Origin of the sequence: Arthrobacter sp. 131MFCol6.1, assembly GCF_000374925.1 — a bacterium.
GTDB lineage: Bacteria > Actinomycetota > Actinomycetes > Actinomycetales > Micrococcaceae > Arthrobacter.
Map to the genome: position 1 here is coordinate 88,467 of NZ_KB895543.1, position 15,210 is coordinate 103,676.

Below are 15,210 nucleotides of genomic sequence, written 5' to 3' on the forward strand. Positions count from 1 at the left end.
CTGCTATTCGATGGTGGCGAAGAGGGCGTTGAGTTCGGCCGTGAGCTGGCGCCGCAGTTCCGGGGTGCCGATTTCCTGGCCGTCGATGTGGTTCACCGGGGCCAGGAGCCGGATGCTGGAGATCAGCCAGACCGCGTCGGCGTCCAGCAGGTCCTTCGGCTCCAGCGGGCCGTAGCCCAGTTCCCAGCCGGCAGCCTTGGCGGCGGTGAACAGGGCGCCCTGTGACGTGCCGGGCAGGATGCCGCTGTCCAGCTGGGGGGTGATGAGCCGCCGGACGGTGCGGACGCCGCCGGCGCCGTCGTCCGAGGTTTCCAGGTGGGCCAGCAGAACGGTCGACGTCGGACCCTCCAGCACCCGGCCGTCCGCGGACGTGAAGATGACGTCGTCGGCGCCCTGCCGGTGGGCGTAGCGCAACGCCGCCATGTTCACGGCGTAGGAAAGGGTCTTGGCGCCGAGCAGGAGCCACGGGGCGCGCTCGCCGACTTCACTGTCGTAGCCGCGGTCCAGCAGGATGACGTCGATCCCGGTCTCGCGCTGCCGGCGGCCCGCGGCCGCTGGCGCGGAGGCCTGGACCCAGCATGTAGGCGAAGCCGCGCCCTCCGGCCCGCGGGTGACAATCAGCTTCACCACCACCTCGTCCTGCCCCGTGCCGCCCGCTGCAGCCGCGGCAGGTTCCTGCCCCCGGAACTCGCGGATGGCGGTTTCCACCGCCCGCCGCCATGCGTCCTCGGCCGGGATGTCCAGCTCCAGCAGCCGGGCCGAGCCCGCCAGCCGGGTCAGGTGCGCCTGGATCTTGCGGGGCCGGCCGCCGACGGCCAGCAGGGATTCGAATACGCCGTCGCCGCGGGTGGCGCCCAGGTCCGTGGCCATCAGTTGCGGCTGGGACGCGTCGGCAACGCGGCCGCCGTCGAATGCCGGGTCGAGGAAGACCAGCACGGTCGCGGGCGCAGGAACGGGGGCAGGAGTGGTCATGGCTACAGCTTAGTCTCGGCGGTCCCGGGATAGGATTTGCACGTTGCCCGTTCCGGAACTGTTCCGCGGGCCTGTAGCTTGAGGGGTTCGCCTGTGCTGTGGCCATTTCCGCTGGCGGAAACTTTACCGTCCTGGGCGATTCTGATTTTGACCGTGATCGACTTCGCCATCCGCGTGCTGGCCCTGGGCATCATCCCCGGAAACCGGCGGCCCACCACCGCGATGGCGTGGCTGCTGGGCATCTTCATTGTGCCCATCATCGGCCTGGCCTTGTTCCTGCTGTTCGGCAATTTCCGGCTCTCCCGCAAGCGCCGCGCGCAGCAGGACGCGGTCAATACCCGGGTGCGCGCCGGGACCTCGGAACTGGCGATGCTGGAGAGCCGCTACGCCGGACCCGAATGGGTGGCTTCCGCCGCGGAACTGAACAAGACGCTCGGCTCGCTGCCGATGGTGGACGGTAACCAAGTGGAACTGCTGCCCGGCTACCCCGACTCCATCAAGGCGATGGCCAAGGCGGTCCGCGGCGCAAAGTCTTTCGTCAACGCCGAGTTCTACATCATGAGCTCGGACCACGTCACGGACGATCTGCTGACCGCGCTGGAAGAGGCCGCCGAGCGCGGCGTCGAGGTCCGTGTCCTGTTCGATCACCTTGGCACGCTTCGCATCAAGGGCTATCGCAAGCTGATCGCCCGGCTCAAGGCCAGCAAGATCCGCTGGCGGCCCATGCTGCCGCTCAACCCGATGCAGGGGCAGTGGCGCCGGCCGGACTTGCGCAACCACCGCAAGATCATGGTGATCGACGGCGAGATCGCCTTCACCGGATCGCAGAACCTGATCGAGCCCTCCTACAACAACCCCAAGCACCGCAAAATCGGCCGCGAATGGGTCGAGCTGATGGCCTGCCTGCGTGGACCGATCGTCACCACGCTCAACGTCGTGTTCGCCACCGACTGGCTCAGCGAGACCGACGAATCCATTGAGGAACAGCTCGCGCACCGGCCCGAACTGCACGCCGGCAACATCACCGCCCAGGTGGTGCCCAGCGGCCCCGGCTTCATCACCGAAAACAATCTGCGGCTCTTCAACACGCTGATCTACTCGGCGCAGCGCAAGATCTCGATCTGCAGCCCGTACTTCGTCCCGGACGACTCGCTGCTGTATGCGGTGACGACGGCGGCGCAGCGCGGCGTCGACGTCGAACTCTTCGTCTCGGAAAAGGGCGACCAGTTCCTGGTCCACCACGCCCAGCAGTCCTACTATGAGGCTCTGCTTGAAGCCGGGGTGCGGATCTACCTCTACAAGGCCCCCTTCGTGCTGCACGCCAAGCACTTCACGATCGACGACGACGTTGCCGTGCTGGGTTCCAGCAACATGGACATGCGCTCCTTCTCGCTGAACCTGGAGGTCTCGGTGATGCTCCTGGGGGAGGACATCGTGCGGCGGATCAGCGCCGTGGAGGACACCTACCGGGGCATTTCGCGCGAACTTACCCTCGAGGACTGGATGAAACGTCCGATGGGGGTCAAATACGTGGACAACGTCGCACGGCTGACGGCCACCCTGCAGTAGCCGGGGGCACCGGCGGGGGAGCCGGCTCAGCCTTGGGGAAACTCGGCGCCGAGCGCCGAGAGGACGCCGAACGCTTTGGTCCGGATTTCCTCGTACTCCTCCTGCGGCGTCGAGTCGGCGGTGACGGCTCCCCCGACGCCGAGGCTCAGTTCCGCGGCACCCTCGCCCAGGGCCCTGACCACGAGGGTCCGGATTGCCACGGCGAGGTCGGCGGCCCCGTTCAGGGAGAAGTAGCCGATCGCCCCGGAGTACACGCCGCGCGGTGCGGCCTCCAGCCGGTCCAGGATGGCCATGGTGCTGACCTTCGGGGCGCCGGTCATCGAACCGGCGGGGAAGCAGGCCGCGACAGCCTCGGCCCGCGGCATCCCGGGCCGCAGCCGGGCATCGATGGTGCTCACCATTTGGTGCACGGTGGCGTAGCTCTCGATCGCGCACAGCCGGCTGACGGCCACCGAACCCGGGACGGCGAAATGGCTCAAGTCATTGCGCAACAGGTCCACGATCATGATGTTTTCCGCGCGGTCCTTGGCCGACGATTCCAGCTCCTCCCGCAGGGCCGCATCCGTCCCCGGTTCCGGATCGCGGCGGCGGGTGCCCTTGATCGGCTCTGCCCGCATCCTGCCGTCCGCGGCAATCTGCAGGAACCGCTCCGGCGACGTGCTGGCCACGGCGAGCTCGCCGAACCGCAGAAAACTGGCGAAGGGGGCCGGGTTGCGGCGCCGCAGGTCCAGGTAGGCCGGCCACGGATCCATGCCCCGAGGCCCCGCGGGCGGGGCAGCGGTAAGCGCCGTGGTCAGGCAGACCTCATAGGTGTTTCCTTCCGCGATCTCACGCTGGGCCTCGGTGACTTTGGCCTTGTAACCGGCTTCCGTGTCCCGGGCGGCGAAGCGCGGAGCGGCGGGCTGCGGGGCACTGACACGCTGGGCCGGGGCCGCGGGCACGGCCTCAGGCGCCGACGCGGCCGCGGTGACGGCCGTGCGGGCCGCCCCAAGCCAGGCCCCGGCGTCGGGCGCGTCCAGGGTCAGCAGCCAGGCTGTGCCCTCGGCATGGTCGAGGACCACGGCGCGGCCGGCGAAGATCAGGCAGGCGTCCGGGGTGGCGGCGGTGACGTCGTTGCCGCCGGTTTCGCGTTTGAGCTCATAGCCGAGGTACCCGAGCCAGCCCAGGGTGAACTCGCACGGGTAGGCCTCGGGTGCACGGAGCGCGCGGCGGCCCCACACGCCGTCGAGCCAGCGGAAGAACGGGCCATCGGTGGTCACGGTGGCCTGGCCCGTACTGACGCGGGTCCGTCCGGAACTGTGCTGGACGGACTGGCCGAAGCGGCCGCCGTCGTCGGCCAGGATGCTGAAGCGGCTGCGCTCCGCAGCCTCCGGGGCCAGGCCTGCCGGGTCCAGGGAGGAGTCGAGCCACACGGCGTTGGTTGAACCGCCAAAGAGCGCCGCAAACAGTTGCGCGGGCTCGGGCTGGGCCTGGACCCGTTCTGCCAGCAATTGCAGCCCGCGCCGGGCGGCGAGTTCGGGCAGCAGGGAGGAGGCGACGGCGGGAAGGTACTGAAGGGCCTGCAGGACGTCGTCCGGGGCGGTGCCGTCCGCCAGGTTGAGCACGTGCACATCCGCGCGGGCCGGGACGTCATCGGCCGCCAGCCACTCCGCTTCCTGGGCAGCCCACTGGTCCCAAAACGGTTCGTAGGTGTCGCCGTCCCGGGCCAGCGCCCGGGCCCGGCGGTCCGCGTCGGAGGAGTCCGCCCAGATCACGGCGTCCAGCAGGGGTGCCGCGGCCGCCGCGGCGGCACCGACGCCCTCCACGAGGACGATTTCGGCCGGGCGTGTGGTGCGGGCCTCGCCGTCGTAGTGCCGTTCCCAGTCCCAGCTGACCCATTCCGCATTCTCCCCGCGCCGCAAGGGTGAAAGCACGGTGGTGACGTAGCGTTCGATCCCCGCCGCCAGCCCGTTCCAGCCGGGATAGATGTCCTCGAGGTGGAAGAGCGAGACCTTGTGGTGCTCCCTCAGCCGCGCCGCCAGTTCGATGGCCAGGGTGGTCTTGCCGGAGCCGGAGCGCCCGTCGATTGCGATGATGACGGGTGCGGGGCTCATGAAATAGAGCGTACCGGCTGCTGTGCCTTGGGTTGGTCACTGCCGTGATGTTGCCCGTCCTGCCGCTCAAGCTCGGTGCGCACGTGCTGCACGATCCCCGGAAGGGAGGCCCGGATGAGGTTCCAGGTGGTGTCGAAGTCGGTGTGGCCGCCATACCACGGGTCCTCGATGCCCTGCTCCAGCGGGTCCTTGTCCGCCACGGCGGGGTCGAAGCTGCGGAGCATGCGGATCTTGGCCAGGGATTCCCGGTCCGGTGCTGCCTGCCGGAGCCAGCCGTAGTGGTCCACGTCGAGGGCCAGGATCAGCTCCCGGCTGGCGAACCATTCGGGCCGCCATTCGCGCGCCACGTGGCGGTCCGAAGCGATGTTCTGCGCCGTGAGTTTGCGCGCGGCCCGGGGATCGATGGGCCGGCCGGCCTCATAGGCGGTGGTGCCGGCGGAATCGATCACGGCCCCAGTCAGGCGCTCGGCCCGGAATGCCTCCGCCAGCATGAGTTCGGCCATCGGCGACCGGCAGATGTTTCCGGTGCAGACCGCGATGATCCGGTACTGGCTCGACATTGAGGTCATAGCTAAGCATGAACGATCCGGGCCCTCTTGGCTAGCTGACCCCCGCCGTGTATGACAAAAGGTGTCAACCGATTCTTAGTTATTGTCATGCCCGGGCTTGGGTGCGGCCGGGTTTAGCCCAAGGTGCCGGACCAGCGCGTCGAGGACGGGCAGCTGGCCCTTGACCAGCCTGGACCGGGCTGCGGGCTCGGCGGTCCATTCGGCGCGGTCGATCTCCGGGAAGCTGCTGACCGCACCGGATCCCCTCGGCCACTCCAGCTCGAAGGTGTTGCTCAGGATTCGTTCGGGCTGAAAGTCCGCTTCGGCCGTGAAGACCGTGATGATCTTCCCGGAGGGCTGGCGGAAGTCGCCGAGCCGGTGGTACTCGGCGGCCGGTGCCGGCGTGCCGATTTCCTCCGCGAACTCGCGGTGCGCGGCCGCCAGGGGGTCCTCGTCGGCGGCGTATTCACCCTTGGGGATGGACCAGCCGTGGGCGTCCTTGCGGGCCCAGAACGGTCCGCCCATGTGGGCTATCCAGACCTCAAGCTGCGGTGTGCTGCCCGACTGGGGCGCCCCGACGGGCGGGGACGCGCTCCCCAGGCGGTACAGCAGAATGCCGGCGCTCCGAACGGTCACGGTTCCTCCTTCTCCAATTCCCGCGGCTATTCCGCGGCCATGCCCCGCTGCCCCGCATTCAAGCCGCCGGTCCCCACAGTGCCTTGCGCAGCAGTCCTTTGAGGGCCGCGATTTCGGTGCCGTTAAGGCCGGCCAGCGCTGCGGCTTCCGCTTCCCGCGCCGCGGCCTCGGCCTGCCGGAAGACGGCTGCCCCTTCCGCGGTCGCCGAGACGATCTTGGCGCGACGATCCTGCTTCCCGGGCGCGCGGATCACCAGTCCGCGCTTCTCGAGCTCGTCAATCAGAGCGACGATCTGGCTGGGGTCCAGGCTGAGGAATTCAGCCATCTCCCGCTGGGTGGGCTCCAGCTCGCTATTGGCCAGGGCCAGCACCGAATAGGAGCGCTCCTTGAGGCCAAAGTCGGCCAGCGCGCGGTTGTTCAGGACCGAGCCGGAGGCATGAAGTTTGGCCAGCAGGAAGCCCGCGTCCTGGCTGATGGTCGCCGCCACAAGCTTCTCGGTCGGCACGATGTCCAGCTGTTCGTCTGCTTCGGTCGGCATGCCCAACTCCAATAGTCCAAAAAATAAATCATTGACTTTTTCAACTATCCATATTTTCATGGATGCAGAACAGCATCCCATGCCGCAAGGACGGATGCACACGGCAGCTAGCAAAGGAGCGGCAATGAGCCTGTCAGGAAAAGTAGCAATCGTCACCGGAAGCGGCCGGGGCCTCGGCCTGGCCTACGCCCGGGAACTGGCCCGGCAGGGCGCCGCCGTCGTCGTCAACGATGTGGACGCCGAGGTCGCCGCAGACGCCGTCCGGACGATTCAGTCCGACGGCGGCCGCGCAGCCGCCGTCGTTGCCCCGGTGGGCAGCTCCGACGTCGCCAAGCAGCTCGTGCAGGCAGCCGTCACGGAGTTTGGTCGGCTGGACATTCTGGTCACCAACGCCGGCATCCTGCGGGACAAGAGCCTGCTGAAGATGACGGACGAGGACTTCGACGCCGTGATCAACGTCCACCTGCGCGGCACCTTCACCTGTGCACGGGAGGCCTTCGGCTACTTCAAGGAGCACGGCATTGCCGGCCGCATCATCACCATCGGCTCCCCGACCGGCCAGTGCGGCAACTTCGGCCAGACCAACTACGCCGCCGCGAAGGCCGGAATCGTGGGCATGGTCCGCACCTGGGCGCTGGAAATGAAGAAGGCCGGCGTCACCGCCAACGCCGTCATTCCCGTGGCCGCCACCGCCATGACCAAGACCGTCCCGTACTTCCAGAAGGCCGTCGAGGCCGACGAGCGCGGCGAGGCCATGCCGGCCTTCTTCCGCCACGACCTCGGCTTTGGTACGGCCGACGACGTCGCCGGACTGGTGGCCTTCCTCGCCTCCGACGCTGCCGCCGGCGTCACCGGCCAGGCCATCGGCGCTGGCGGTGACCGGCTGCAGCTCTGGACCCACCCCGAGGCCGCCGCCACCGAATACCGCGAGGGCGGCTGGGGCTACCAGGATCTCGTGGACGACTTCGGCGCGCTCTTCGGGGACAAGCTGCAAAGTGTAGGCGAGGACTTCCTGCCGCTGCCGGAAGAACTGCAGCCCGAACCGGCGGAGGTTCGCTGACATGTCCGCGCAGCGCTACGAACTCGGCATCGACGCCGCCTCGCTCGATGCGATCGACATGCACGTCCACCTCGAAGTGGACGGCCACGGCCATGAGTCCCTACCGGCGGCGCTGACCGAGGCCTCAGCCAAGTACTTCAAGGCCGAGGACCGCAGCCCGTCGCTGGACCGGATCGCCGAGATCTACCGGGAGCTGAACATGGCCGCCGTCGTCTTCACAGTCGACGCCCGGACCCAGCTCAAGCACGAGCCCAACAGCATCGCGGACCTCATTGCCGGGGCGGCGCGAAACAACGACGTCCTGATCCCCTTCGGGAGCGTGGACCCCCGCACCGGGGCCGACGCCATCCAGGGTGCCAAGCACCAGGCGATCGACCTCGGCGCGCGCGGGTTCAAGTTCCACCCGAGCCTGCAGGGCTTCGACCCCTCAAACGAGCAGTTCTACCCGCTCTGGGAAACACTGCAGGACCTGGGGCTGCCGGCCATCTTCCACACGGGACAGAACGGCATGGGGGCCGGGCTCCCAGGCGGGTACGGCATCAAGCTGGCCTACTCCAACCCGCTCCTGCTTGACGCCGTGGCCGCGGACTTCCCGGAGCTGCAGATCATCATGGCCCACCCCTCGGTGCCCTGGCAGGACGAGGCGAATTCGATCGCCACGCACAAGTCCAACGTGTTCATCGACCTCTCCGGCTGGTCCCCGAAGTACTTCCCGGAGTCCCTGGTCCGGATGGCCAACTCGGTGCTGCAGGACAAGGTGCTGTTCGGCACGGACTTCCCGCTCATCACCCCGCAGAAATGGCTGGGCGCCTTCGCGGACCTGCCGCTGAAGGACGAGGTCCGGCCCAAGATCCTCAAGGACAACGCCGTCCGCCTGCTCGGGCTCGGTGGCTGAGGTGAGCGTTGAAACCGCGACCCAGAAAACAACGCAGGAGCGCCTCTACAGCGTCTGCGACTACTACGACGCCGAGTCCCTCCTCACCGGCGGGGAGCGGAGGGTGCTGGGGCGGCTGCGGGAGTTCCTGGACACCCAGGCCCGCCCGCTCCTGGCCGACTACTGGGAGCGCGGCGAGTTCCCGGACCAGCTCGCCCGGCCGCTGATCGATCTGGACCTCATGGAACCGGCGGAACTGACAGGCTCCCCGGGGGCGGGCCAGGCACCGGCCCGGGGCATCTACCAGGGGTTCCGGATCTTCGAACTCGCCCGCACGGACGCCTCGCTGGCCACCTGGTACACGGCCCAGGCCGGACTGTTCCGGACCGCCATCCGGGTCGGGGCCTCCGCGGAACAGCAGGCCGAGTGGATGCCCAGGGTCATCGACTTCTCACTCAAGGGCGTCTTTTCGCTGACCGAACCCGAGTCCGGCTCGGACATCGCCGGCGGCCTGTCCACCACCGCCCGCAGGGAAAAGGGGCCTGAGGGTGGCCCGGACGGCGGCACCTGGGTCCTGGACGGCGAAAAGCGCTGGATCGGCGGCGCGGCAACGGCCGACGTCCTGGCCGTATTCGCCCGCGACACGGCCGACGGGCAGGTCAAGGCCTTCCTCGTGGACCGTGAGGCCGCGGGCGTGACCCTGGCGAAGATCCACGGCAAGACGGCCCTGCGGATGATGCAGAATGCCCACATCACGCTCGACGCCGTCCGGGTGCCGGAATCCCGGCGGCTCCACAACGTGAACTCGTTCCGGGACGTGGCCGCGATGCTGCGGGCCATGCGCTCGGACGTCGCGTGGATCGCCACGGGCATCGCGGCCGGGGCCTTTGAGGCGGCGCTGAAGTATGTCACCGCGCGGCAGCAGTTCGGCCGCCCGCTCGCGTCCTTCCAGCTTGTCCAGGAAAAGCTGGCCCGGATGCTCGGGAACGTCACCGCGGCGCTGTCCCTGGTGGTCCGGCTGACCGAGCAGCAGGAGAAGGGCATCTACCGGGACCAGGACTCGGCTCTGGCCAAGATGCAGACGTCCCTGCTGATGCGCGAGACCGTCGCACAGGCCCGCGAAGTGGTGGGCGGGAACGGGATCACGCTGGACTCCGACGTCGCCCGGTTCCACGCCGATGCCGAGGCCGTCTACTCCTACGAGGGCACCCATGAGATCAATGCCCTGATCGTCGGCCGGGCCCTCACTGGCCACAGCGCCTTCACCCACTGACGCCCTTCACCCACTGACTACGGCGCGCCGCCGTCGTCGTTCAACCCAACCCGACCACTCCAGGAGCCAAAGATGCCCAACCTCGTCGTCGACTTCGACAAACTGCTTACCCTCGCCGGCACCGATCTCGGTGTCACCGACTACCGCGAAATCACCCAGGAGCAGATCAACAAATTCGCCGATGCCACGGGCGATGACCAGTGGATCCATGTGGACCCGGAACGGGCCAAGGACGGTCCCTTCGGCGCCCCGATCGCCCACGGCTTCCTGACCCTCTCGCTCATCATCCCGTTCTGGGGCGAACTGTTCGACGTCGACGGCGTAACCACCAAGGTCAACTACGGCCTCGACAAGGTCCGTTTCACCTCCCCGGTGAAAGTGGGTTCGCGCATCCGCATGCGGGCCACCATTGCAGAGGTCACCGAGGTCAAAGGCGGCGCCCAGATCAAGGTGGCCAACACGATCGAGATCGAAGGCCAGGAACGCCCCGCCGTCGTGGCCGAGTTCCTCGCCCGCTTCTACAAGTAAACCGCCACAGCCCCTTCACCATCCCTTCTGCCATAAGGAACAACGATGTCCCAAATTTCGCAGTTGCAGGCCATGGACGCGGGTACGCGTCGCCGTGAAGCACGGACCGTCATTGCCTCCAGCTATCTCGGCAGCACCATCGAGTATTACGACTTCCTGCTCTATGCAACGGCCGCCGCCGTGGTCTTTCCCAAGGTGTTCTTCTCCGGCGCGGACGAGTGGGTGGGGGTGGTGGCCGCGTACGGGACATTCGCCGCCGGCTATGTGGCGCGGCCCCTCGGCGGCATCATCTTCGGCCACTTCGGCGACAGGCTTGGACGCAAGAACATGCTGATTGTCTCGATGCTGGTGATGGGCATCGCCTCCACCCTGATCGGGCTGGTGCCCGGCGCCGCGGTGGCCGGAGCCTGGGGCGCCGTGATGCTGGTGATCCTTCGCGTCTGCCAGGGCATTGCCGTGGGTGGGGAGTGGGGCGGCGCCGCCCTCATGGCGCTTGAACACTCCGAATCGGGCAAGCGCGGCTTCGCGGCCTCGTTCGTCAACGCCGGCGCCCCCACCGGAGCGGTGCTGGGCACCCTGGTCATGGGCGCGTTCGCGGCCCTGCCCAACGAGCAGTTCCTGGCCTGGGGCTGGCGCGTGCCCTTCCTGCTGTCCTTCGTCCTCCTGGGCATCGGCATGTTCGTCCGACTCAAGGTCTCCGAAAGCCCCATCTTCAAGGCGGCACTGGAACAAGAGCAAGCCGAGCGGGAACAGGCCGAACGGGACAACACCCGGCGGACGGTGCCGGGCAGTGCGCCGGCGCGCCTCGAGATTCCGCTCCTGCAGGTCCTGCGCCGGCCCAAGACCCTGATCTTCACCATGCTGGCCGGCGCGGCCGGGTTCGCGCTCCAGGTGGTGCTGGCCACGTTCTCCGTGACCTACGCCGTGTCCAAGGGGGCGGACCGGCAGGGCGTGCTCTACGCCTTCGCGGCAGCCTCCTTCGTGTCCATCGCCTTCGTGATCATGGGCGGCCGGCTCTCCGACAAGCTGGGCCGGCGGCCCGTCATGATCGGCGGCCTGGTGCTCTTCATCCTTTACCTCACCCCGATGTTCCAGCTCCTGTCCTCCAACAACATCGGGCTGATCTTCGTGGCCTTCGCAATCGGCCTCATGATCCACTCCACCCTGTTCGGCCCGCTCGCTGCGTTCGTGTCCGAGCAGTTCGGCACCACCTCGCGCTACACCGGCGCCTCACTGGGCTACCAGCTCGCCACCCTTCTCGGCGCGGGGTTCACCCCGGGCATCGTGGCGCAGATCTTCAAGGATTCCGGACAGGACACCGCCGCCGTGGTCTGGTACCTGGCCATCATGTCGGTCGTGTCGATCGTCTTCATCCTGCTGACCCGAGAGCCCAAGAACAACGATCTGCAGACTGTCGGGTCCTAACCCGGCCCGCTGGCGCTACCGTCTAAGTAGAAAGGATTTTCCGTGGAGAATTTTGGCATCGGCTCGTGGCTGCAACGGCGCCGCCCGAAGTCGGACACCAAGACCGCCGTGATCGCAGGGGACCGGGAGCTCAGCTACATTGAGCTCTCGGAACGTTCCGCCCGGCTCGCCAACGCACTCCGGGACCGCGGCGTAGTCAAAGGCGACAGGGTGGCCTACCTGGGCGAAAACGATCCCTCCTTCCTGGAGACCCTCTTCGCCGCCGGCCTGGCCGGGGCGGTCTTCGTCCCACTGAACACCCGGCTCGCCCCGCCCGAAATCCAGTTCCAGCTCCGGGACAGCGGCGCGGTCGTGCTGGTCCACTCGGCGGCGCTCGCGGTGCTCGCGGAACTTGGCTCTGTGGAGACCTCCGTGGGGTCGCGGATCGTCGTCGACGATTCGACAGCACCAGCGCCAGCCAAAACAGTGTCCGACGGCGGCGGTGCTGGCCGGGGAAGCGCCGTGGAGGCGTTTGAAGCCGTGATCGCCTCCGGCGCGGCGCTGCCGCCGGACGAACCTGTGGGTCTGGACGACGGCGCCATGATCCTCTACACCTCCGGAACCACCGGAAACCCCAAAGGCGCGCTCCTGACCCACGGCAACATCACGTGGAACTGCATCAACGTGCTGGTCGACTTCGACTTCGCCTCCACCGACGTGGCCCTCATGATCTCCCCGATGTTCCACGTCGCCTCCCTGGACATGGGTGTCCTGCCCACGCTCCTCAAAGGCGGCACCGTGGTCCTGGAGGCCAAGTTCGATCCCCGCCGGACGCTCGAGCTGATCCAGCAGCACCGCGCAACCACCATCAGCGGGGTGCCTACCACCTACCAGATGCTCTGCGAGCACCCGGACTGGGACGCCACGGACCTGAGTTCGTTGAACAAACTGACGTGCGGCGGGTCCGCGGTGCCGATGCGGGTCCTGGAAGCCTACGAACGCCGCGGTCTGCGCTTCTCCAACGGCTACGGCATGACCGAGACGGCCCCGGGCGCCACGACGCTGCCGGCGGCCCGGTCCCGGGACAAGGCCGGGTCCTCGGGACTGCCGCATTTCTTCACCGATGTCCGGGTGGCCGATCCCCTCGACCCGGCGTCCGGGCCCGCCGCGCCCGGAACGGTGGGGGAGATCCAGATCAAGGGTCCCAACGTCATCCACCAGTACTGGAACCGGCCCGAGGCCTCCGCGGACTTCTACACAGGGGACGGCTGGTTCAAGTCCGGTGACATGGGCTACAAGGACCCGGACGGCTTCGTGTACATCTCCGACCGGCTCAAGGACATGATCATCTCCGGCGGGGAGAATATCTACCCGGCCGAGGTGGAGCAGGCGATCGCCGAGCTCGACGCCGTCGGAAGCGTCGCGGTGATCGGCGTGCCGGATGAGAAGTGGGGCGAGGTGCCGCGGGCCGTGGTGCTGCTGCGGGACGGGGCCCGGCTCACGGAAGAGCAGCTGCGCTCCCACCTGGAGGGCCGGCTGGCGCGGTACAAGATCCCCAAATCCGTCGTCTTCGTGGACGAGATGCCCCGGACCGCGAGCGGCAAGATCCGGAAGGCTGATCTGCGGAAGCTCACGTCCGGCCACGTCTGACGGGGGAGCGCGGAAGCCCCAGCCTGCAACATGGCCCAGCACGCAGCCCGGGGCCCGGCTGACCGTTCCGCCGGTGCCGGGACGCCGGCGGCCGCGGCGCTTAGTGGATCGCGGCCAGCAGGACGCCGACGCCGACGAAGAGCCCGCCAAACGTCCGGTTCAGAACCTTTTGTCCACGGGCGTCGTGGGTGAAGCGCTGGAAGGACCTGGCCGCTGCCGCGAAGAAGAACCACATGACCAGGACGTCGATCACGATCACGGTGACAGCCAGGACCACGTACTGCGGCAGCAGCGGCTGCTCCGGGCGGATGAACTGCGGCATGAAGGCCAGGAAGAAGACCACGGCTTTGGGGTTGAGCAGATTGACCCAGAGGCCACGGCGGAACATGGACAGGCCCGGCTCGTTGCGCAGGGCGGCGGCCTTCTCCTGGTCCAGGTCCGGCTTGCGCAGGAACTGCCGGATGCCAAGGTAGACCAGGTAGGCGGCGCCGGCGTAGCGGATCACGTTGAAGGCAACCGGTGAGCTCGCCACGAGCACCCCGACGCCGAGGGCCACGATCAGGATGTGCACCACGAGGGCGGCCTGCTGGCCCAGGATGCCCCAGAGGGACCGGCGGAATCCCGAGTTCAGGGAGTTGCTCATGGTGTTGATGGCGCCCGCGCCGGGAGTGAAGCTGATCAGGACGCCGGCGCCGGCCAGGGCGAGCCAAAGGGAAGGTTGCACCAGGTAAGTTTACGGTCCCGGCCGTGGCCGGCCCGGTTTGATGACGGGAGTCAGTCGCCGCGGAGGCCGTAGCTGAGAATCATGTTGCCTTTGCTGGTCTGCTGGGACCGCTGCAGCTCCAGCCGGGTGAGAGGATCGCCGTCGTTGAACAGCCGCCGCCCGCTGCCCGCGATCACGGGATGAACGATCAGCATCAAGGTGTCGAGCAGCCCGGCGAACAGCAATTGGTGGACCAAGGAAATGCTGCTGAAGATCCCAATCTCGCCGCCGTCGCTGTTCTTCAGGGCCGCGACGAAGTCCTCCAGCGGGCCCTCGATCAGGCGCGAATTTTGCCATTCCAGCTCCCCGGTCAGGGTCCGGGACGCGACAAATTTCGGCAGCGGATTGATGAATCCGGCGAAGTCGGCGTCGCTTTCGGCGTTGGGCCAGTAGTCTGCCCATTGCTGGTAGCCCACGCGGCCGAGGAGTGCGGTGTCGATCCGGCCCATCATCTCGCCCATCCCGGCACCCAGTTCTTCGTCGAAGCTGTCGAACTGCCACTTGAACGGGTCTTCAACCACGCCGTCTACAGAGCAGAAAAGGCCGGCCGTCAATTTGCGCATGGGGTTCTCCTTGCCGTGGGTCTCCGGTGCAGATATCTAATGCACCCTATCCGCAGACCCGGCCGCAGGGAATGGCTGCCGGCAACGCGACGGCGAACGCCCCGGAGGCCGGCTGTGCCGCCAGGATCGCGGGTCTTGGGCGTGCCCGGGGCGCGCCCAAGACCCGCTAAGGGTTAGCCGTTGGACGTGTAGCCATCCGTGGCGGTGTCACCGGGTCCGCCATGGCCGCCGCCGGGTCCGCCCCGGCCTTCCTCGGTTGCGGTCACCGTGAAGTTCGCATCCAGCAGGACAGTGGCGCGCGTGCCGTCCGCCTTCGTGATGTGGGCTTCGTAGGTGGCGCCGTCGGCGTCGGTCTCCATCCGCTCGATCGTCGCATCCGGCTGGGCGGCCTTTACCGCCGCCTCGACCTTCGTGGCGGTGTCGCCGGTGAGGACCTCCTCCGTCTTTCCGTTCGCCTGATGCGGGCCGCGCTGGCCCCCGGTGCCATAGCCGTCGGTGGCCTGGGTCGAGGACGAGCTGCCGGTGGAATCGGCAGCCATCGCGGGGATGGCCGACGCGCCAATGGCGCCGCCGCCGATCACCGCAGCGAGCATGATGCCCGCGGTGGTCTTGTTGATCTTTGCCATGGTGAAACTCCTTTGCTGGGGCCCGGGCTTCCGGGCCGGCCGAGGTTTCGGCCTGTACCCAGCCTCAGGCGCGGAGTTATGGCTGCACTTTCGGCAGGCTGTGCCGGTGCTGT

15 protein-coding genes are annotated in these 15,210 nt (G+C 67.8%); 7 read left to right on the top strand and 8 right to left on the bottom strand.

Going from position 1 to position 15,210, the window contains the following annotated elements; genetic code table 11:
* Positions 1-3: 3 nt before the first annotated feature.
* Positions 4-972, bottom strand: a complete 969-nt coding sequence (locus C566_RS0109290; RefSeq protein WP_018774060.1) for an aminodeoxychorismate lyase — start codon at positions 970-972, stop codon at positions 4-6.
* Between the two features lie 93 nt (positions 973-1,065).
* Between C566_RS0109290 and cls the strand changes: the two genes are divergently transcribed.
* Positions 1,066-2,541 (top strand): cardiolipin synthase, encoded by a 1,476-nt coding sequence (gene cls / locus C566_RS0109295; RefSeq protein ID WP_026266539.1) that lies wholly within the window; start codon positions 1,066-1,068, stop codon positions 2,539-2,541.
* Between the two features lie 26 nt (positions 2,542-2,567).
* Here the strand turns inward: cls and pabB are convergent, their stop codons facing one another.
* The 4 genes from pabB to C566_RS0109315 all read right to left on the bottom strand — a co-directional run bounded on the left by pabB (position 2,568) and on the right by C566_RS0109315 (position 6,356).
* The gene (gene pabB / locus C566_RS0109300) at positions 2,568-4,634 is read right to left on the bottom strand and encodes an aminodeoxychorismate synthase component I (protein ID WP_018774062.1); all 2,067 of its coding nucleotides are present in this window, start codon (positions 4,632-4,634) and stop codon (positions 2,568-2,570) included.
* On the bottom strand, positions 4,631-5,203 hold the full coding sequence (locus C566_RS0109305; RefSeq protein ID WP_026266540.1) for a low molecular weight protein-tyrosine-phosphatase: 573 nt from the start codon (positions 5,201-5,203) through the stop codon (positions 4,631-4,633). Before C566_RS0109305 ends, pabB begins: the two co-directional genes overlap by 4 nt.
* A gap of 75 nt (positions 5,204-5,278) precedes the next feature.
* Positions 5,279-5,818: an NUDIX domain-containing protein gene (locus tag C566_RS0109310; protein ID WP_018774064.1), complete on the bottom strand. Its 540-nt coding sequence runs from the start codon at positions 5,816-5,818 to the stop codon at positions 5,279-5,281.
* A 58-nt stretch (positions 5,819-5,876) separates the two neighbouring features.
* Positions 5,877-6,356, bottom strand: coding sequence for a MarR family winged helix-turn-helix transcriptional regulator (locus C566_RS0109315; protein WP_018774065.1), 480 nt, complete (start codon positions 6,354-6,356; stop codon positions 5,877-5,879).
* Positions 6,357-6,480: 124 nt separating this feature from the next.
* Here C566_RS0109315 and C566_RS0109320 point away from each other — a divergent pair, with 124 nt between their 5' ends.
* The 6 genes from C566_RS0109320 to C566_RS0109345 all read left to right on the top strand — a co-directional run bounded on the left by C566_RS0109320 (position 6,481) and on the right by C566_RS0109345 (position 13,145).
* Positions 6,481-7,416: an SDR family NAD(P)-dependent oxidoreductase gene (locus C566_RS0109320; RefSeq protein WP_018774066.1), complete on the top strand. Its 936-nt coding sequence runs from the start codon at positions 6,481-6,483 to the stop codon at positions 7,414-7,416.
* A 1-nt stretch (position 7,417) separates the two neighbouring features.
* Positions 7,418-8,311: a 4-hydroxyphenyl-beta-ketoacyl-CoA hydrolase gene (locus C566_RS0109325; RefSeq protein ID WP_018774067.1), complete on the top strand. Its 894-nt coding sequence runs from the start codon at positions 7,418-7,420 to the stop codon at positions 8,309-8,311.
* A complete protein-coding gene (locus tag C566_RS0109330) occupies positions 8,304-9,563 on the top strand; it encodes an acyl-CoA dehydrogenase family protein (RefSeq protein ID WP_018774068.1) in 1,260 nt (419 codons plus the stop codon). The genes C566_RS0109325 and C566_RS0109330 overlap by 8 nt, the downstream gene beginning before the upstream one ends.
* Positions 9,564-9,635: 72 nt before the next feature.
* Entirely contained in the window at positions 9,636-10,091 is a 456-nt protein-coding gene (locus tag C566_RS0109335; RefSeq protein ID WP_018774069.1) for a MaoC family dehydratase, read from the top strand.
* Positions 10,092-10,136: 45 nt separating this feature from the next.
* On the top strand, positions 10,137-11,516 hold the full coding sequence (locus tag C566_RS0109340) for an MFS transporter (RefSeq protein ID WP_018774070.1): 1,380 nt from the start codon (positions 10,137-10,139) through the stop codon (positions 11,514-11,516).
* A gap of 42 nt (positions 11,517-11,558) precedes the next feature.
* Positions 11,559-13,145 carry an acyl-CoA synthetase gene (locus tag C566_RS0109345; RefSeq protein ID WP_018774071.1) on the top strand — a complete coding sequence of 529 codons (1,587 nt, stop codon included), beginning with the start codon at positions 11,559-11,561 and terminating at the stop codon, positions 13,143-13,145.
* A gap of 100 nt (positions 13,146-13,245) precedes the next feature.
* On the opposite strand, the gene C566_RS0109350 is transcribed toward C566_RS0109345, so the two are convergent.
* The 3 genes from C566_RS0109350 to C566_RS0109360 all read right to left on the bottom strand — a co-directional run bounded on the left by C566_RS0109350 (position 13,246) and on the right by C566_RS0109360 (position 15,097).
* Positions 13,246-13,869: a LysE family transporter gene (locus C566_RS0109350; RefSeq protein ID WP_018774072.1), complete on the bottom strand. Its 624-nt coding sequence runs from the start codon at positions 13,867-13,869 to the stop codon at positions 13,246-13,248.
* Between the two features lie 50 nt (positions 13,870-13,919).
* Positions 13,920-14,471 (bottom strand): dihydrofolate reductase family protein, encoded by a 552-nt coding sequence (locus C566_RS0109355; RefSeq protein ID WP_018774073.1) that lies wholly within the window; start codon positions 14,469-14,471, stop codon positions 13,920-13,922.
* Between the two features lie 173 nt (positions 14,472-14,644).
* On the bottom strand, positions 14,645-15,097 hold the full coding sequence (locus tag C566_RS0109360; RefSeq protein ID WP_018774074.1) for a hypothetical protein: 453 nt from the start codon (positions 15,095-15,097) through the stop codon (positions 14,645-14,647).
* Between the last annotated feature and the right edge of the window lie 113 nt (positions 15,098-15,210).